Genomic DNA, 17549 nt, shown 5'->3' on the forward strand with positions numbered 1-17549 from the left:
AGGAAACTGAAATAACCTCTGTCAATTCGAACACCGAAAAAGCTATTGAGCGAAGCGCCTGCCTTATTCAAGTTCAGCATCGTCCATGGCCAAGATCGCTTTCATCCTGCTGTGTCACAAAGACCCCGAGGGCGTGATCCGCCAGGCAACAAGCTTGGCTGAGGCCGGGGACTGCGTGGCGATCCATTTCGACGGCCGGTCGGGCGATGACGCCTTCGCGCGCATCCGGCAGGGGCTGGAAGGGGTGGCGGGCGTCACCTTCGCGCGGCGGCGCATCAAATGCGGCTGGGGCGAGTGGAGCCTGGTCGCCGCCACGCTGGAGACCGTGCGGGCCGCGCGCAGGGCGTTTCCGGACGCGACCCATTACTACATGATTTCCGGCGATTGCATGGCGATCAAACCGGCCGCGCAGGCCCATGCCTTCCTGGATGCGGCGGATGTCGATTACATCGAAAGCTTCGATTTCCATCAAAGCGGCTGGATCAAGACCGGCATCCGCGAGGAACGCCTGATCTACCGGCATTTTTTCAACGAGCGGCGGCGCAAGGCGCTGTTTTACTGGAGCCTCGGGCTTCAGCGGCGCCTGGGGCTGAAGCGGCCGGTTCCGGCGGGGCTGCGGATGATGATCGGCAGCCAGTGGTGGTGCCTCAGGCGCGACACCATCGACAAGCTCTTGGTCTTCTGCGACGCGCGCCCGGATGTCGTGCGCTTCTTCCGCGCCACCTGGATCCCGGACGAAACCTTCTTCCAGACGCTGGTGCGCCATCTGGTGCCCGCAAACGAGATCCAGGCAAGAACGCTGACCTTCCTTGCCTTCACCGACTACGGGATGCCAACGACCTTTCATGACGACCACTACGATTTCCTGCTGGCGCAAGACAGCCTGTTCGCGCGCAAGATCAGCGCCGGGGCGTTGAGCCTGCGGCGGCGCCTGGCGCGGCAATACCAGCAAAGCGGAGTTGTGGACGCATCAGGCGGCGGCCGCCCGACGGTCGCCCTGATGACCGGCCTCGGGCGGGAGGGGCGCCGCTTCGCGCCCCGGATCTGGGAAGCTGGCGGCACCATCGGCGCTGGGCGCGAACTCCTCGTCCTCTCCTGCAAGAAATGGCACGTCGCAAAGCGCTTGGCCACGGCCATCCGGGGGGTGACGGGCGTGCCCGCGCTTGACTACATCTTCGACGAGGCCGCGTCGGTCCTGCCTGACCTTGGCGGCATCGAACGATCCCTCGACAAGCGATCACGCCACCGCCGCGCGGTGCTGCGGATGATCTTCGAACATTACGGAACCGACCGCCTGGCGATCTGCCTCGATCCTTCCAACGCGGACCTGATCCGCGACTGCGCCGCGGACCCGGCGCGGGTCCGGGTGCTGGAAATCCGGACCGAGTTTTCCGACGACTACCTGGAAGGGCACGCGCACCGTGTGGGCCTTGCGGGCGATCGCACGCCGCCGTCGACCATGTTGGCCTTGCTACCTGCCATCCGCCGGCAGTTCGCGCTTGAGGGCGACCGGCTGGCCGAGGCCGCCGGCGCGGCACATATGTGCCTCGATCCGCGCGCCCGCGCCGAAGACAATGCCGCCACCCTTGCGCGCTTCCTGTCCATCCCCGATGAACAGGCGCGCAAGCTCGCATCGACGCCGCATCTTTTTGACGACTGAGGAACGACATGGCCTATACCTACGACCCGCAGAACATCTTCGCCCGCATCCTGCGCGGCGAGATCCCCAACAACACGGTGCTGGAGACCGAGCATACGCTTGCCTTCCATGACATTGGTCCGCAGGCCCCGATCCATGTGCTCGTGATCCCGAAGGGGGCCTATGTGAACTTCGACCATTTCGCGACCGGCGCCAGCGCCGAGGAGATCGCGGACTTCACCCGCGCCGCGGCCGAGGTCTGTCGGATCGTCGGCGCCACGCCGGGCGAAGGCGGCGGCGGCTATCGCACCATCTCCAACGCCGGAGAGGCGGGCGTGCAGGAAGTGCCGCACTACCATCTGCACATCCTGGGCGGCCGCGTTCTGGGCCGGATGCTGCAGCGCATCGACTGACTTCACCAGTGTGGCGGTGAAAGCGGCCGGGGCGGCTTGCCGCCGCCCGCAGGATCGCTATCATGCCGCGCCGGAATCCAATGCCTGACGGAGCTTGCCCCATGCCCATCCCCGCCCCCGAGACCGAGGTTGTCACGACCTGGAAAGTGGCCTGTGACGGGGGCGAGGGCGCGCTGGGCCACCCGCGCGTCTGGCTGACGATCCCGCACGACGCGGGCTTCGTCGAATGCGGCTATTGCGACAAGAAATTCGTGATCGACCGCGACCATGCGCATGACGATCACTAGGCCGGCTCGGCCGTCCTGACCCCGGGGGTGGGCATGTTCAAGGCCTATGCCTTCCTGCTGGCGGCCATCGTCGCCGAGGTGATCGCCACGACGGCGCTCGCGCGGTCCGCCAGTTTCACCCGCCTCGCGCCCACGGTCGTCACCGTTGCGGGCTATGCCTTCGCCTTCTGGTGCCTGTCCTTTCCCCTGCGCGTCATGCCGACGGGCGTGGTCTACGCGATCTGGTCGGGGCTGGGCATCGTGCTGATTGCGCTGGTGGGATATTTCTGGGCGCGCCAGACCCTGGATGCCGCCGCCCTTTCGGGCCTCGGGCTGATCCTGGCCGGGGTGCTGGTCATCAACCTCTTTTCCAACAGCGTCGCGCACTAGCGCCTTCCTGCGGGACCCGCGGCGGGTGGAACCTCCACGCGGAACGTGACAATACTCCGGTGACGACGGCGCAGGGGGAGACGCGACATGACCTTTGGCAAGGGCTGCCATCTGCATCTGATCGACGGGTCGGCCTTCATCTTCCGCGCCTATCACGCGCTGCCACCCTTGACGCGCAAGTCCGATGGGTTGCCCATCGGCGCGGTCGCGGGGTTCTGCAACATGCTTTGGGGGCAGTTGACCCAGAACCGGGGCAGGACCGGTCCCACCCATATCGCGGTCGTCTTCGACTATTCGTCCAAGACCTTCCGCGATGACATCTACGACAAGTACAAGGCCAACCGCCCCGAGCTGCCCGAGGATCTGCGCCCGCAGTTCCCCCTGACCCGCGAGGCCACCCGCGCCTTCAACGTCGCCTGTCTTGAGATGGAGGGCTATGAGGCCGACGATATCATCGCGACCCTGGCGCGGCGCGCGACCGAGGCGGGGGGCGAAGTCACCATCATCTCCTCCGACAAGGACCTGATGCAACTGGTGGGCAACGGCGTCGTGATGTTCGACGCGATGAAGAATCGCACCATCGACCGCGACGAGGTGATCGAGAAATTCGGCGTCCCGCCCGAACGTGTCGTGGATGTTCAGTCGCTGGCGGGCGACAGCGTGGACAACGTGCCGGGCGCGCCGGGCATCGGTATCAAGACGGCCGCGCTTCTGATCAACGAATATGGCGATCTGGAAACGCTCCTGTCGCGGGCCGAAGAGATCAAGCAGCCCAAGCGCCGCGCGGCGCTGATCGAAAACGCCGACCTGATCCGGGTATCGAAACGGCTGGTGACGCTGGATGCGCAGGCACCCGTGACCGAATCGCTCGACGCACTGGAGGTGCGCGACCCCGAGGCCGAACCGCTGATGGCGTTCCTTTCGCAGATGGAGTTCCGGACCCTGACCCGCCGCGTGGCCGAGGCGCTGAAGATCGAGCCGCCGGTCATGGCGGACAACAGCCTGACGCCGGATCACGCCGAAAAGGCGGCCGACGACCCGGCGCCGGCGTCAACGCCGGTGCCCTTCTCCCACGGTGACTATGAATGCGTCCGCGACCGCGCCGCGCTCGACCGTTGGATCGCGGCGATCCGAGAGGCGGGCCATGTCGCCGTCGATACCGAAACCACCAGCCTCGACGAGATGCGCGCCGCGCTGGTCGGCATCTCGCTTTCGGTGGTGCCGGGGCAGGCCTGCTACATCCCGCTGGGCCACCGTCAGGGTGGCGACCTTTTCGCGGGCGACGCGCTCAGCGATGGCCAAATGCCGCTGGACGAGGCGCTGGCCGCGCTGAAACCGGTGCTGGAGGATGCCTCGATCCTCAAGATCGGCCAGAACATGAAATACGACTGGAAGATCTTCGCCCGCCACGGCATCCGCATCGCGCCCTTTGATGACACGATGCTGATGAGCTACGCGATGCACGCGGGGCTGCACAACCACGGCATGGATGGGCTCTCGGAACGCTACCTCGGCCACAAGCCGATCGAGATCAAGTCGCTCCTGGGCTCTGGCAAATCCGCGATCACCTTCGATCGGGTCCCGGTCGATGACGCGGTGAAATACGCCGCCGAAGACGCCGACGTGACGCTGCGCCTCTGGCAAGCTTTCAAGCCCGACCTGCACCGCGCCGCCGTGACCACGGTTTACGAGACCCTGGAACGCCCACTGGTCCCGGTCCTGGCCGAGATGGAGATGGCGGGCATCCGCGTCGATCCGAACGTGCTGTCGCGCATGTCGAACGCCTTCGCCCAGAAGATGGCCGGGCTGGAAGCGGAGATCCATGAGATCGCCGGCCAACCCTTCAACGTCGGTTCGCCCAAGCAACTGGGAGAGATCCTTTTTGACGCCATGGGCGTGCCCGGCGGCGAAAAGGGCAAGACCGGCGCCTATTCCACGGGTGCCGACGTGCTGGAGGACATCGCCGCCAACACCGACCTTGGCCGCCCGGCCGATCTGGCCGCGCGGGTGTTGGACTGGCGGCAGGTCTCGAAGCTGAAATCGACCTACACCGACGCGCTGCAGGGCCACATCAACCCGGACACGGGCCGCGTCCACACCAGCTATTCGATCGCTGGCGCGAACACCGGGCGTCTGGCCTCGACCGACCCCAACCTTCAGAACATTCCCGTCAGGACCGAAGAGGGCCGCCGCATCCGGGAGGCCTTCGTGGCCGGTCCCGGCATGCGGCTCGTCAGCCTCGACTACAGCCAGATCGAGCTGCGGATCCTCGCCCATGTGGCCGACATCCCGGCGCTGAAACAGGCGTTCCGAGACGGCATCGACATCCACGCGATGACGGCAAGCCAGATGTTCGGGGTGCCCCTGGACGAGATGACGCCCGAGGTCCGCAGGCGGGCCAAGGCAATCAACTTCGGCGTCATCTACGGTATCTCGGGCTTCGGCCTCGCGCGGAACCTGCGCATCCCGCGGGCCGAGGCGCAGGCTTTCATCGACACCTATTTCGAGCGCTTTCCCGGCATTCGCGAATACATGGACCGGACGGTCGCCTTCGCCAAGGACAAGGGTTTCGTCCAGACGCTTTTCGGGCGCAAGATCCACACGCCCGAGATCAACGCCAAGGGACCGACCGCGGGCTTCGCCCGCCGCGCGGCGATCAACGCACCGATTCAGGGGGCCGCCGCCGACATCATCCGCCGCGCCATGATCCGCATGCCGGATGCGATCCGCGGCCTGCCCGCGACCATGCTCCTGCAGGTTCATGACGAACTGTTGTTCGAGGTCGAGGACGGCGCCGTCGAAGACCTGATCACGGCTGCGCGCAAGACAATGGAGGGGGCGGCCCATCCCGCGGTACATCTGGACGTTCCGCTGATCGCCGATTCCGGGCAGGGCGCGAACTGGGCCGAGGCGCACTGATCCCGAGGGCATGGAAGCGAGGGCGCTGCCCTCGCGCTCCCGGAGTATTTGGACCAGAATGAACATTCGGCTCGAAGAAGACGCCCCTCTTTCATTCTGGCTCAAATACTCTCGGGGGGTGCGGGGGGCAGAAGGCCCCCCGCTTGACGCTGCAACCGCCGCGTGATCCGCTGAGCGCGCGACCCTGAACACCGAGGCCGACCTTGCCCCATGATCACGGACACCGTCATTCCCATGGTCACTTGCATGACCCTGAAGGGCGGGGCGACTGGCAGGTGGCGGCGGCGGTCGTGGTCAACCTGATCCTGACGGTGGCGCAGATCGCGGGCGGGGTCATCTCGGGCTCGGTTGCGCTTGTCGCGGATGCGATCCACAACCTCTCGGACGCGCTGGCGCTGGTCATTGCCTTCGCGGCGCGCCGGATCGCCCGCCGGCCGGCCAATCCCGTGATGTCCTTCGGCTACGGACGGGCAGAGGTCGTCGCGGCGCTGGTCAATTACACGACGCTGATCGTCATCTGCCTCTGGCTTGGATACGCCGCGATCGAGCGGATGATCGACCCGCCGCCGGTCGAGGGGATGATTGTCGTCTCCCTTGCCGCCTTGGCGCTGGCGATCGATCTGATCACGGCGGCGCTGACCTTTCGGCTGTCGCGCGAAAGCATGAACATTCGTGCGGCCTTCCTGCACAACCTGTCGGACGCGGGCACCTCGGTCGCCGTCATCGTGAGCGGGCTTCTGGTCATGTGGTACGACTGGCGCCTGGCCGACCCGCTGATCACGCTGGTGATCTCGCTCTGGATCCTCTGGCACTGTTTCGTCGAGATCGTCCCGGCGATCCGTATCCTGATGTTGGCCGCGCCCGCCGGGCTCGACCCCGAGGAGATCCGGCGGCACATCGACGCGGTCGAGGGGGTGGCGGGCATCCATCACCTTCACCTGTGGCAGATCGATGAGCACCGCAATTCACTTGAGGCGCATCTGGTTCTGGCCGCGGGTCAGGAGCCGCGAGAAGTCCTGGTCCGGGTCAAGGCGATGCTGGAGGCGCATTTCGGCCTGCGCCATGCGACCTTTGAGGTGGAGCAACCCGGACAGGGCTGCGCCGGCGGCAGCTGCTAGGCGTTCAGCCGATCCAGGCCAGGCCCGCGCCGGTGACCGTTTCCGGCGCGTATTCCCCGCTGACCCAGCCGGTGTAGCCGTCGGCATCGAGCCGCGCGAAGAAGGCGGGATAGTCTATCTCTCCGCCCAGGGGTTCGTGGCGGCCTGGAAAGCCCGCGACCTGAACGTGGCGCGCGCGGTGGCCATGGGCAGCCCAGGTGCCCATCACGTCGCCGGTGATCCGGTGGGCGTGGTAGGCGTCGAATTGCAGCGCGAGGTTCGGCGCCGCGACCGCATCCAGCACGCGCGCGGCGGTGTCGTAGTCGGCGAGGAAATAGCCCGGCATGTCGATCCTGTTGATCGGCTCGATCGTCAGGCTCTGCCGCGGCGCGCGCGCCACAGCCCAACGCAGGTTCTCGATAAAGACGGCCTCTGCCTCCGGGCCTTCGGCCGCGCCCGCCATGATATGGATGTGAAGCGGCTTGAGCACCTGTGCGAAGCGCAGCGTGCGGTCGAAGTCGCGGCGGAACCGCGCCTCGACCCCCGGAACGGCGGCGAAGCCCTGTGGGCCGCCAGTGGCGTTTGGCGGCGGGCAGTTCATCAGGACGAAGCTCAGGCGGCTGAAGATCAGCTGGTCGCGCATGTCCTGCGTCGGGTGATCGTAGGGGAACAGCACCTCGACCCCTTCGAACCCCGCATCCTTCGCGGCGCGGAAGCGCTCCATGAAGGGCAGTTCCTGGAAGAGCCACGTCAGGTTTGCCGCAAACCTCGGCATCTCAGCCCAGCTCCGCCGAGGGGATCACGGGGAAGAAGCGCCCGCCCGACCAGAGCCCGAACCAGCTTTCGCCCGCGTGCGCCTCATGCGCGCCAAGCTCGATCAGGCGGTAGAAGGTCTTGCGGTCGATCAGCGCCTCCAGGTTGGCGCGCACGAGGATGTAGGGCGAGGGCTCGCCGGTTTCCGGATCGCGGACGACCCGGATAGGGTGGTCGGGACCGGCGGTGACCTCGTCCTCGACATTGGTGAGGAAGGTGATCGACTGCTCGCGACCCTCGCCCGTGGCGTTGGCGTCCACCGCGACGAAGGGGGCGTCGATGACGCGGATGCCGACCTTTTCCACCGGGGTGACGAGGAAATAGTCCTCCCCGTCCTTGCGGATGATCGAGGAGAAGAGCTTGACCAGCGCGTGCCGCCCGATGGGTGTGCCGAGGTAGAACCAGGTGCCGTCGCGGCGGATCTCCATGTCGAGGTCGCCGCAGAAGGGCGGGTTCCACAGGTGCACGGGCGGCGGCCCCTTCTTGCCCGCCGCCTTCGCCGCCGCCGCGAGGTTTTCCGCCGAGGGCTTCACGATCTGTTGTTCGGCTGGCGTTTTAGTCATTGGTGCCGCTTCCGATATCTGCCTTTATGGTGGAACTACCACGAGGAAGGAGCGATTGTCATGACCGCGGGCGCCGATTTGATCGCCGAAATCGAGGATCTTGGACGCCGGCTGGCGGAGGCGAAGAGCTCCATCAACCGCCGCTTCATCGGGCAGGACAGGGTCGTTGACCTGACGCTGACGGCACTTCTGTGCGGCGGCCACGGGCTTCTGGTCGGTCTGCCGGGGCTGGGCAAGACCATGCTGGTCGATACGCTTTCGACCGTGATGGGGCTGAAATCCTCGCGCATCCAGTTCACGCCGGACCTGATGCCCGCCGACATCCTGGGGTCCGAGGTGCTGGAGACCGCAGCCGACGGAACGCGGTCTTTCCGCTTCATCGAGGGGCCGGTCTTCTGCCAGCTTCTGATGGCGGATGAGATCAACCGGGCGAGCCCGCGCACGCAGTCGGCGCTTTTGCAGGCGATGCAGGAACGCGAGGTTACGATTGCGGGCCAGCATCGGCCGCTGGGGCGACCCTTCCATGTGCTGGCCACCCAGAACCCGATCGAGCAGGAAGGGACCTATCCCCTGCCGGAGGCGCAGCTGGACCGCTTCCTGTTGCAGATCGACGTGGACTACCCCGACCGCGCGACCGAGCGCGACATCCTGATCGCGACGACGGGGACCGAGATGGCCGAGGCCACGCAGGTCTTTGGCGCCGATGACCTGATCGCCGCGCAGCGCACCGTCCGGCGGATGCCGGTGGGCGAGAAAGTGGTCGACCTTATCCTGGATCTGGTCCGCGCCTGCCGCCCCGGCGAGCCCGAGGCGGGCGCGGCGGTGGCCGGGTCCGTGGCCTGGGGCCCGGGGCCGCGCGCGGCGCAGGCGCTGATGCTGGGCGTGCGGGCACGCGCGCTGCTGGACGGACGCCTGGCGCCCTCGGCCGAGGATGTCCTGGCGCTGGCGCGCCCGGTTCTGACCCACCGCATGGCGCTGTCCTTCGCGGCGCGGGCGCGCGGCGAAAGCCTGGCCGAGCTGATCGACAGCGTGGCGCGTGACGTCAGCCGGATCGAGGCTGCGGCATGACCCAGCCCGCGCCTGCGCGCCCCGCCGGTCTGCGGCGGAAGGCGGAGGCGTTGGCTTCGGCGCTGCCGCCGCTTCTGGCGGACGCGCGGCATCTGGCGATGACGGTGCAGATGGGCGAACACGGCCGCCGCCGCGCGGGGCTGGGCGATGAATTCTGGCAGTTCCGCCCCGCCCATCCGGGCGACGAGGCGCGCGCCATCGACTGGCGCCGCTCGGCCCGGGCCGACCAGCATTTCGTGCGCGAAAAGGAATGGCATGCGGCGCAATCGGTGCATCTGTGGGTCGATGACGCCCGCTCGATGGAGTTTTCCGGGGACGGGCGCCGCACCACCAAGGCCGACCGCGCGCGGTTGCTGGCGCTGGCGATCTCGGTTCTGCTGATCCGCTCGGGCGAACGGGTGGGCCTTGCCGATCCCGTCGCCCCGCCGCGCTCGGGCGAGTTGCAGCTTGTGCGGCTGGCCCAGACCTTCACCGCGCCCGCAGGCGACGCCGACTACGGCGCGCCAGAGGCGCGCGCGATGCTGCACGGGTCGCGGGCGGTCTTCATCTCGGATTTCCTTGGCGATCCGTCGGGCGTCGAACGCGCGCTGACGCTTGCGGCGGACCGGGGCGTGCGGGGTGCGATTCTCCAGATCCTCGACCCGGTGGAGGAGGCTTTTCCCTTCGACGGCCGCACGATCTTCGAAAGCATGACCGGCGCGATCCGGCATGAAACACGGCGGGCGGGCGACCTGCGCGACCGCTACTGTGCCCGTCTGGCCGAGCGCAAGGACCGGCTGGCGACCTTCGCGCGGCGGGTGGATTGGCAGTTTTCCACCCACCATACCGACCAGCCGGCACAGGTGCCGCTTCTGTGGCTCTACCACGCGCTGGAGCGGGTGCGGCGATGATGGTGCTTGGCCCCATCGGCTTTACCGCGCCCTGGCTCCTGACGGGGCTGATCGCGCTGCCGGTGCTCTGGTTCCTGCTGCGGGTGGTGCCGCCTGCGCCGATCCGGCGGCGCTTCCCCGGCGTCGCGCTGCTCCTGGGCCTTGCCGACGAGGATCATGAAAGCGACCGCACGCCCTGGTGGCTTCTCTTGCTGCGGATGCTGGCCGTCGCGGCGCTGATCCTGGGCTTCGCTGGCCCCGTTCTGCACCCCGAAGTGCGCGAGCCTGGCAGCGGCCCGATCCTGATTGTTGCGGATGGTGGCTGGGCCGACGCGCGGGATTGGCCACGGCGCAAGGACCGGATCGCGGCGGCGCTGGAAGAGGCCGGCCGCAGTGGACGGGCCGCGGCGCTGGTGGCCGTGACCGGTGACGCGCCGGAGGTTGTTTTCCGCTCTGCCGGCGTGGTCGCGGCGGGGCTGCCGGGCTTCGCGCCCGCCCCCTACGAACCCGACGCCGCGGCCTATGCCGCGCTTGCCGCCGCGCTGCCGTCGGGCGGGTTCGACAGCTTCTGGCTCTCGGACGGGCTGGCGCGGGACGGGCGGCAGGTGCTGCTGGAGGCGCTTGAGGCGCGCGGCCGCGTCACGGTCTTCGAAAGCCCGCGCGAGGTCTTCGCGCTGCGCCCCGCGGTCTACGGTGACGGCCAGGTGACGCTGGGCGTGCTGCGCGCCCATCCGGCGGGGGAGGTCGCGGTTGATGTTGTGGGCCTTGGCCTCGATCCCGCCGGTGTGGAACGGGAGCTGGCGCGCCAGGTCGTGACCTTCGGCGCGGGCACGGGCGAGGCGGAGGCCGCCTTCGACCTTCCCGCGGAACTGCGCAACCGGATTGCCCGGTTGGAGATCGCGGGGCAGCGCACGGCCGGGGCCGTGGCGTTGACCGACGACGCGATCCGCCGGCGGGAGGTGGCGCTGGTCGAGGGCGGCATCGGGCGCGAGGGGTTGGAGCTTCTGGCGCCCGGGCACTACCTGCGCCAGGCGCTGGCCCCCACCGCCGATGTCATCGAGGGCACGGTCGAGGACATGATCCTGGCCGATCCCGATGTCATCATCCTGGCCGATGTGGCCCGGGTCGCGGCGGCGGAGCCGCTGGCCGAATGGGTGGAAAAGGGCGGGCTTCTGGTGCGCTTTGCCGGGCCGCACATGGCCGCCGCCGATTGGGACAACGCGGCCGACCCGCTGTTGCCGGTGCGGCTGCGCAGCGGCGGCCGCAGCGTCGGCGGCGCGCTGAGCTGGGGCGAGCCGAAGACGCTTGCGCCCTTCCTCGAAGGTTCCCCCTTCGCAGGGCTCCCGGTGCCGGACGAGGTGCGCGTGACCTCGCAGGTCATGGCCGAGCCCGGCCCGGATCTCGCCGCGCACACGATCGCGGCGCTGGCGGATGGCACCCCGCTCGTCACCCGCAAGGCGCTGGGGCAGGGCTCCGTCGTCCTCTTCCATGTGACCGCGAATGCCGAGTGGTCGGGCCTGCCGCTTTCGGGACTTTTCGTCCAGATGCTGGAGCGTCTTGCGGTTTCGACGCGGCAGGCCGCCCTGGGCGCGGAAGAGATGAAGGGCACCGTCTGGTCGGTCGAACGTGTGCTGGACGCCTTTGGCGCGCTCGATGACGCGGGCGACCGGCCCGGCATTCCGGGCGAGGACCTGGCCGGGGCGAGGCCAAGCGCGCGGATCCTGCCGGGGCTCTATGCCTCGGGCGACCGGACCGTCGCGCTGAACGCCATCGGCGCGGAGCGTGTGCTGACCCCGGCGGTTTGGCCCGAGGGCGTGACGGTCGAGGGGCTGGTCCCCGCGCGCGAGCGCCCGCTTTCGGGCTATCTTCTGACCTTCGGGCTTGGTCTGCTTCTTGCTGATGCGCTGGCCGCGCTCGCGCTGTCGGGCCGTCTTGCCGGCTGGCGCGCGGGCCGTGGGGCGGCGCTGGCCCTGACGGCCGCGCTGCTTCTGCCCGCGCCGCAGGCGCGCGCCGAGATGTCGGAGGAGCGCCTGATCGACGCTGCGGGCAACGTCGTGCTGGCCTACGTTCGCACCGGCGATGCCGAGGTCGACCGCGTGTCGGAGGCGGGTCTGCGCGGGCTGTCGGATGTCCTTTTCTACCGCACCGCGATCGAGCCCGATGCCCCCATGGGGGTCGATCTGGAAGGGGACGAACTGTCGGTCTTCACGCTGCTCTACTGGCCCGTCACCGCGGATGCGCCCACGCCCTCGCCCACGGCCTACCTGCGGCTGAACCGCTACCTGCGTTCGGGCGGGATGATCCTTTTCGACACGCGCGATGCCGATGTCGCGGGCTTCGGCACCGCCACGCCCGAGGGGCGGCGGCTCCAGGCGCTGGCCGCGCCGCTGGAGATCCCGCCGCTGGAGCCGGTGCCCCAGGACCATGTGCTGACCCGCGCCTTCTACCTTCTCCAGGATTTCCCGGGGCGTTACGCCGGTCCGCCGGTCTGGGTGGAGGCCGCGCCGCCCGACGCCGAACTGGCCGAGGGGATGCCGTTCCGGAACCTCAACGACGGCGTGACGCCGGTGATCATCGGCGGCAACGACTGGGCGGCCGCTTGGGCGGTAGACGACGGCGGCTGGCCCATGTTCCCGGTGGGCCGGGGCCTGAGCGGAGAGCGCCAGCGCGAGATCGCCTACCGCTTCGGCGTCAACGTGGTCATGCATGTGCTGACCGGCAACTACAAGTCCGACCAGGTTCATGTGCCCGCACTTCTTGAAAGGCTGGGGCAATGACCGGATCGACGGTGATCTTCGACCCGCTCCTGCCCTGGCCGGTGGTCTGGCTCGCGGCGGGTCTGGGCCTTGCCGTCGCGGCGCTGGCGCTCTGGCGCGGGCTGTCGGGCTGGTGGCTTCGGGCGCTTGCGGCGGCGGCGCTGACGCTTGCCCTGACCCAGCCCGCGCTTCAGCGGGAGGACCGCAAGCCCTTGTCGGACATCGTGCTTCTGCTGGTCGACCAAAGCGCCAGCCAGGGCCTGCCGGGCCGCGCCGACCAGACCGAGGCGGCGCTTGCCAGCGTGACCGCCGAGGTCGCGGCGCTGCCCAACACCGACCTGCGGGTGATCGAGGTCGGCGACGGGGAGGGCGACACCGGCACCCGCGCGATGACCGCGCTTGCCCAGGCTCTGGCGGAGGAACCACGCGGCCGCCTCGCCGGGGCGATCCTGATCACCGACGGCCAGATCCATGACCTGGACGCCGCCCCCGCGCTGCCCGCGCCGATGAACGTCCTGCTGACAGGCCGCGCCGAGGATTGGGACCGCCGGGTCGGCGTCCTGTCCGCCCCGGCCTTCGGCATCATCGGCGAGCCGCTTTCGATCCGCTTGAAGGTCGAGGACCAGGGGCGCGTGCCGGCGGCCGAGGCGGGCGGTTTCGTTCAGCTTTCGGTAACGGTCGATGGTGGCGAGCCGCAGGCCGTGGTCGTGCCGGTCAACACCGAGATTGAACTGCCGCTGACGCTTGATCACGGCGGCCACAACGTCATTCAGTTCGTCGTCGCCCCGGCCGCGGGCGAGTTGACCGACCGCAACAACATGGCGGTGGTCGAGATCAACGGGGTGCGCGACCGGCTTCGCGTCCTCCTCGTCTCGGGCGAGCCGCATGCGGGCGAGCGGACATGGCGCAACCTGCTGAAATCCGACAGTGCCGTGGATCTCGTGCATTTCACGATCCTGCGCCCGCCCGACAAGCAGGACGGCGTCCCGGTCAGCGAGCTGTCGCTGATCGCCTTCCCGACGCGGGAGCTTTTCGTCGAGAAGATCACCGAGTTCGACCTGATCATCTTCGACCGTTACAAGCTGCGCGGCATCCTGCCCGCCTCCTACTTCGCCAATATCCGGGACTACGTGCGCAACGGCGGCGCGGTGCTGGTGGCGGCGGGGCCGGATTTCGCCTCCGCCGAGAGCATCTACTATTCGTCGCTGGCCGATATCCTGCCCGCCGCGCCCACGGGCCGCGTGATCGACGGGGGTTTCAAGCCCGCGCTGACCGACCTCGGTCGCCGCCATCCCGTGACCGAGGGGCTCGAGGACTTCGCGCCCGATCCCGCAGCTGCGGACGGCAGTCCCGGCTGGGGTCGCTGGCTGCGCATGGTCGAGCTTGAGCCGCCGCAGGGGCAGGTCGTGATGGCAGGGGCGGGGGAGCGGCCGCTCCTGGTCCTGAACCGGGTGGGCGAGGGGCGGATCGCGCTTGTCGCCTCGGACCAGGCCTGGCTCTGGAGCCGGGGGTTTGAGGGCGGAGGGCCGCAGCTGGAACTGCTGCGCCGTCTGGCGCACTGGATGATGAAGGAGCCCGAGCTGGAGGAAGAGGCGCTGCTGGCGGAGGCGCAGGGGCTTGACCTGACGATCACGCGCCGGTCGCTGGCCGAGGGCGCGCGGCAGGTGACCGTGACCGGACCCGACGGTGCCGTGACCGATGTTCCGCTGACGGAGGCGGAGCCGGGGCGGTTCACCTCGACCTGGGCCGCGCCGGGCATGGGCCTTTACCGGCTGAGCGACGGGGACCTGACGCGGGTGGTCGTGGTCGGCCCCGCCGCGCCCCGCGAGTTCGAGGAGACGATCGCCACCACGGGAAAGCTCGCCCCCGTGGTGGCACCGACGAATGGCGGCTTCCTGCGGCTGGAGGACGGTCTGCCCGATGTCCGGCAGGTCCGCGCGGGCCGTCCCGCCACGGGGCGTGGCTGGGTCGGCATCACGCCGCGCGACGCCTATGTGACGCAAGACATCCGGGTGCTGCCGCTCTTGCCGGCCTGGCTGCTTCTGCTCTTGACCGCCGGTCTCAGCGTCGCGGCCTGGCTGAGGGAGGGGCGGCGCTAGACCCCGGGGCTACTTCGGCAGGTCCAGCCGGACCAGCCGGGGCGACCACCCGTCAAGATTGCAGCGCACCCGGATCAGCACATGGTCGAGCCCCGCGGGGATCGCGACCCCCGCGAGCGACCGGGTGAAGGGCTGCTCCTCGACATGGGGATGGCTCAGCAGGCGCGTGCCCAGCACCTGGCCGTCGGCACTCTCGATCTGCCAGGCGTTGGCGTAGTGATCCCAGCCGGTGTCGTGATGGGCGAGCGTCACGGAGATCGACCAGCCCTCGCCGGTGCGCGTGGCATGGGCGGCCAGAACCTCGGCCGTGTCGGCGGTGGCCGGACCGGCGGCGAGCGCGATCAGGAGGGGGAGCGTGATGCGTGTCATGGGCGGCATTCTGGCATAGATCGGGGCCGGTTGCCCTTCACATCGGCGTTCCCCGCATCAGGGTCTGGCGCGACTGCGAGGCGAATTCGCGCCGCCACAGGACGGCACCCGTCGCCAGGGTCGTCAGAAGAAGCGCCCAGGCCCCCACCAGCCAGCCGAGCGCGCCAAGCGCGAAATAGATGGACCGCATGCCGCGATTGAAGTTCTTTGCGGCGGAGATGTTGATCTCGGCCGCCTGTTCGACCCGAAGCGCGGCATCCGTGTGCCCGGCGTCGTTCGGCACCGCCGCCATGATGATGGCGCAATAGCCGAACAGCCGGTGCGCCCAGACGAATTTCAGGAAGCTGTTGGTCAGGAACAGCAGGACCAGCAGGATCTTGACCTCCCACACGATGGCGGGGGCGGTCGACAGTGTCAGGTCCTGCGCCAGCCCCAACAGGCGTTCGGTATTGCCGATCAGCGCCAGCCCCCCGCCGATGGCGATCATGCAGGCCGAGGCGAAGAAACTGGTCCCCTGGCGCAGGTTGGCCATGATCGCCGCGTCGAACATCCGCGCGTCGCGGGCGACGAACTGGCGCATCCATTCGCGGCGAAACCCCACCATCAGCACGGCAACCGATGGGCTGCCCGGCGCGGGATTCTCGATCCGCCAGCCAATCGCCAGCCAGGTCACGAGGATCAGGCCGACCGCCGAGAGGTCTATGGCGCCGAAATGCGTGAGGGCGGATTGAAGATTCATCGCGCCGCAGCGTAGCTTGTCGCGAGATTGCTTGCTATATGCTAATATTGGTAATATTAATTTACCAGATTTGCCGGAGGAGCCGATGCACCTGCCCCCGCCTGATTCCGAGGTCCTTTCGAACAAGGCGCGCATCGTTGCCCGCCTGCGGGACGTGCTGCCCGAAGACGCCGTGATCGACGACCCGGCAGAGACGCGCGCCTATGAATGCGACGGGCTGGCCGCCTATCGCTGCCCGCCGCTCGCGGCCGTTCTTCCCCGCACGACGGCAGAGGTCGCCGCCGCGCTGAAGGTCTGCCACGAGGAGGGTGTGCCGGTCGTGCCGCGCGGCTCGGGCACCTCGCTGGCCGGGGGCGCGCTTCCGACCGCCGATTGCGTGGTCCTCGGCGTCGCCCGCATGAACCGGGTGCTGGAGGTGGACTACCCCAACCGCTACATCCGGGTCGAGGCGGGCCGCACGAACCTGTCGGTGACCGGCGCGGTCGAATCCGATGGCTTCTTCTATGCGCCCGATCCCTCCAGCCAGCTGGCCTGCGCGATCGCCGGGAACATCGCGATGAATTCCGGCGGGGCGCATTGCCTGAAGTACGGGGTGACGACGAACAACCTCATGGGCGTGACGCTTGTCCAGATGGACGGGACCGTGGTGGAACTTGGCGGCGCGCATATGGATGCGGGCGGGCTTGACCTTCTGGGCGTGGTCTGCGGGTCGGAAGGGCAGTTGGGCGTCGTGACCGAGGCGGTGCTGCGCATCCTGCCCAAGCCCGAGGGCGCGCGCCCGGTGCTGATCGCTTTCGGGTCGAACGAGGTGGCCGGGGCCTGCGTGGCCGACATCATCAAGGCCGGCGTCCTGCCCGTCGCGATCGAGTTCATGGACCGGCCCTGCATCCGCGCCTGCGAGGACTTCGCCCATGCGGGTTATCCCGACTGCGAGGCATTGCTGATCGTCGAGGTCGAGGGCAGCCCGGCCGAGATCGACGAACAGCTGGGCCTGATCCGCCAGATCGCCGCGCGCCACAACCCGCTGGAGTTTCGCGAAAGCCGGTCCGAGGCGGAAAGCGCGAAGATCTGGCTGGGCCGGAAGTCCGCCTTCGGCGCGATGGGCCAGATCAACGACTACATGTGCCTGGACGGCACCATCCCGGTCTCGACCCTGCCCTTGGTTCTGAAGCGCATCGGCGAGATGAGCCGGGAATTCGGGCTGGATGTCGCCAATGTCTTTCATGCGGGCGACGGCAACATGCATCCGCTGATCCTCTTCGATGCCAACAAGCCGGGCGATCTGGAACGCTGCGAGGCGCTGGGCGCGGCGATCCTGAAGCTCTGCGTCGAGGTGGGCGGCTGCCTGACCGGCGAACATGGCGTCGGCATCGAGAAACGCGACCTGATGACCGTGCAGTTTTCGCCCGAGGATCTGGAAGCGCAGATGCGGGTGAAGGATGTGTTCGATCCGAAATGGCTGCTGAATCCCGCGAAAGTGTTCCCGTTGTCGATCAGCGCCACGCGGCGCGCCGCATGAGGCCGGGCAGCGGGGGTTTTTCACCCCCGC

15 protein-coding genes are annotated in these 17549 nt (G+C 68.5%); 11 read left to right on the plus strand and 4 right to left on the minus strand.

The genetic code is table 11. The features are described from left to right. The first annotated feature begins 85 nt into the window (after positions 1-85). The 6 genes from OE647_RS14720 (at position 86) to OE647_RS14745 (ending at position 6745) form a co-directional block, all read left to right on the plus strand. Positions 86-1660 (plus strand): beta-1,6-N-acetylglucosaminyltransferase, encoded by a 1575-nt coding sequence (locus OE647_RS14720; RefSeq protein ID WP_263722507.1) that lies wholly within the window; start codon positions 86-88, stop codon positions 1658-1660. A gap of 8 nt (positions 1661-1668) precedes the next feature. Next, positions 1669-2052: an HIT domain-containing protein gene (locus tag OE647_RS14725; protein WP_263722508.1), complete on the plus strand. Its 384-nt coding sequence runs from the start codon at positions 1669-1671 to the stop codon at positions 2050-2052. A 101-nt stretch (positions 2053-2153) separates the two neighbouring features. Next, positions 2154-2339: a zinc-finger domain-containing protein gene (locus tag OE647_RS14730; protein WP_263722509.1), complete on the plus strand. Its 186-nt coding sequence runs from the start codon at positions 2154-2156 to the stop codon at positions 2337-2339. Between the two features lie 33 nt (positions 2340-2372). Further along, positions 2373-2708: a DMT family transporter gene (locus tag OE647_RS14735; protein ID WP_263722510.1), complete on the plus strand. Its 336-nt coding sequence runs from the start codon at positions 2373-2375 to the stop codon at positions 2706-2708. Between the two features lie 87 nt (positions 2709-2795). Next, positions 2796-5627: a DNA polymerase I gene (gene polA, locus OE647_RS14740; RefSeq protein ID WP_263722511.1), complete on the plus strand. Its 2832-nt coding sequence runs from the start codon at positions 2796-2798 to the stop codon at positions 5625-5627. Positions 5628-5869: 242 nt separating this feature from the next. Next, the gene (locus OE647_RS14745; protein ID WP_263722512.1) at positions 5870-6745 is read left to right on the plus strand and encodes a cation diffusion facilitator family transporter; all 876 of its coding nucleotides are present in this window, start codon (positions 5870-5872) and stop codon (positions 6743-6745) included. Between the two features lie 4 nt (positions 6746-6749). Here the strand turns inward: OE647_RS14745 and OE647_RS14750 are convergent, their stop codons facing one another. Continuing rightward, positions 6750-7499 (minus strand): hydroxypyruvate isomerase family protein, encoded by a 750-nt coding sequence (locus OE647_RS14750; protein ID WP_263722513.1) that lies wholly within the window; start codon positions 7497-7499, stop codon positions 6750-6752. Position 7500: 1 nt separating this feature from the next. Continuing rightward, on the minus strand, positions 7501-8100 hold the full coding sequence (locus OE647_RS14755; RefSeq protein ID WP_263722514.1) for a DUF1285 domain-containing protein: 600 nt from the start codon (positions 8098-8100) through the stop codon (positions 7501-7503). A 60-nt stretch (positions 8101-8160) separates the two neighbouring features. Here OE647_RS14755 and OE647_RS14760 point away from each other — a divergent pair, with 60 nt between their 5' ends. Genes OE647_RS14760 through OE647_RS14775 form a run of 4 tightly spaced genes read left to right on the plus strand, consistent with a single transcriptional unit; the run spans position 8161 to position 14892 of the window. Beyond that, positions 8161-9168 carry an AAA family ATPase gene (locus tag OE647_RS14760; RefSeq protein ID WP_263722515.1) on the plus strand — a complete coding sequence of 336 codons (1008 nt, stop codon included), beginning with the start codon at positions 8161-8163 and terminating at the stop codon, positions 9166-9168. Then, on the plus strand, positions 9165-10058 hold the full coding sequence (locus OE647_RS14765; RefSeq protein ID WP_263722516.1) for a DUF58 domain-containing protein: 894 nt from the start codon (positions 9165-9167) through the stop codon (positions 10056-10058). Before OE647_RS14760 ends, OE647_RS14765 begins: the two co-directional genes overlap by 4 nt. Beyond that, a complete protein-coding gene (locus OE647_RS14770; RefSeq protein WP_263722517.1) occupies positions 10055-12814 on the plus strand; it encodes a DUF4159 domain-containing protein in 2760 nt (919 codons plus the stop codon). Before OE647_RS14765 ends, OE647_RS14770 begins: the two co-directional genes overlap by 4 nt. After that, the gene (locus OE647_RS14775) at positions 12811-14892 is read left to right on the plus strand and encodes a hypothetical protein (RefSeq protein ID WP_263722518.1); all 2082 of its coding nucleotides are present in this window, start codon (positions 12811-12813) and stop codon (positions 14890-14892) included. The genes OE647_RS14770 and OE647_RS14775 overlap by 4 nt, the downstream gene beginning before the upstream one ends. Positions 14893-14901: 9 nt before the next feature. On the opposite strand, the gene OE647_RS14780 is transcribed toward OE647_RS14775, so the two are convergent. Continuing rightward, on the minus strand, positions 14902-15261 hold the full coding sequence (locus OE647_RS14780; protein ID WP_263722519.1) for a hypothetical protein: 360 nt from the start codon (positions 15259-15261) through the stop codon (positions 14902-14904). A 37-nt stretch (positions 15262-15298) separates the two neighbouring features. Further along, complete coding sequence (locus OE647_RS14785) at positions 15299-16000, minus strand: DUF599 domain-containing protein (protein WP_263722520.1); 702 nt, start codon at positions 15998-16000, stop codon at positions 15299-15301. An 85-nt stretch (positions 16001-16085) separates the two neighbouring features. On the opposite strand from OE647_RS14785, the gene OE647_RS14790 reads away from it, so the two are divergent. Further along, on the plus strand, positions 16086-17519 hold the full coding sequence (locus tag OE647_RS14790; RefSeq protein ID WP_263722521.1) for an FAD-linked oxidase C-terminal domain-containing protein: 1434 nt from the start codon (positions 16086-16088) through the stop codon (positions 17517-17519). The last annotated feature ends 30 nt before the right edge of the window (positions 17520-17549 follow it).

The sequence above is a fragment of the Albidovulum sediminicola genome (genome assembly GCF_025751575.1).
GTDB lineage: Bacteria > Pseudomonadota > Alphaproteobacteria > Rhodobacterales > Rhodobacteraceae > Albidovulum > Albidovulum sediminicola.

Coding starts and splice junctions, on each gene's coding strand:
- OE647_RS14750 (WP_263722513.1), bottom strand. CDS start 7,499: ATGCCGAGGTTTGCGGCAAACCTGACGTGGCTCTTCCAGGAACTGCCC.
- polA (WP_263722511.1), top strand. CDS start 2,796: ATGACCTTTGGCAAGGGCTGCCATCTGCATCTGATCGACGGGTCGGCC.
- OE647_RS14785 (WP_263722520.1), bottom strand. CDS start 16,000: ATGAATCTTCAATCCGCCCTCACGCATTTCGGCGCCATAGACCTCTCG.
- OE647_RS14790 (WP_263722521.1), top strand. CDS start 16,086: ATGCACCTGCCCCCGCCTGATTCCGAGGTCCTTTCGAACAAGGCGCGC.
- OE647_RS14780 (WP_263722519.1), bottom strand. CDS start 15,261: ATGACACGCATCACGCTCCCCCTCCTGATCGCGCTCGCCGCCGGTCCG.
- OE647_RS14775 (WP_263722518.1), top strand. CDS start 12,811: ATGACCGGATCGACGGTGATCTTCGACCCGCTCCTGCCCTGGCCGGTG.
- OE647_RS14720 (WP_263722507.1), top strand. CDS start 86: ATGGCCAAGATCGCTTTCATCCTGCTGTGTCACAAAGACCCCGAGGGC.
- OE647_RS14730 (WP_263722509.1), top strand. CDS start 2,154: ATGCCCATCCCCGCCCCCGAGACCGAGGTTGTCACGACCTGGAAAGTG.
- OE647_RS14770 (WP_263722517.1), top strand. CDS start 10,055: ATGATGGTGCTTGGCCCCATCGGCTTTACCGCGCCCTGGCTCCTGACG.
- OE647_RS14735 (WP_263722510.1), top strand. CDS start 2,373: ATGTTCAAGGCCTATGCCTTCCTGCTGGCGGCCATCGTCGCCGAGGTG.
- OE647_RS14760 (WP_263722515.1), top strand. CDS start 8,161: ATGACCGCGGGCGCCGATTTGATCGCCGAAATCGAGGATCTTGGACGC.
- OE647_RS14725 (WP_263722508.1), top strand. CDS start 1,669: ATGGCCTATACCTACGACCCGCAGAACATCTTCGCCCGCATCCTGCGC.
- OE647_RS14765 (WP_263722516.1), top strand. CDS start 9,165: ATGACCCAGCCCGCGCCTGCGCGCCCCGCCGGTCTGCGGCGGAAGGCG.
- OE647_RS14755 (WP_263722514.1), bottom strand. CDS start 8,100: ATGACTAAAACGCCAGCCGAACAACAGATCGTGAAGCCCTCGGCGGAA.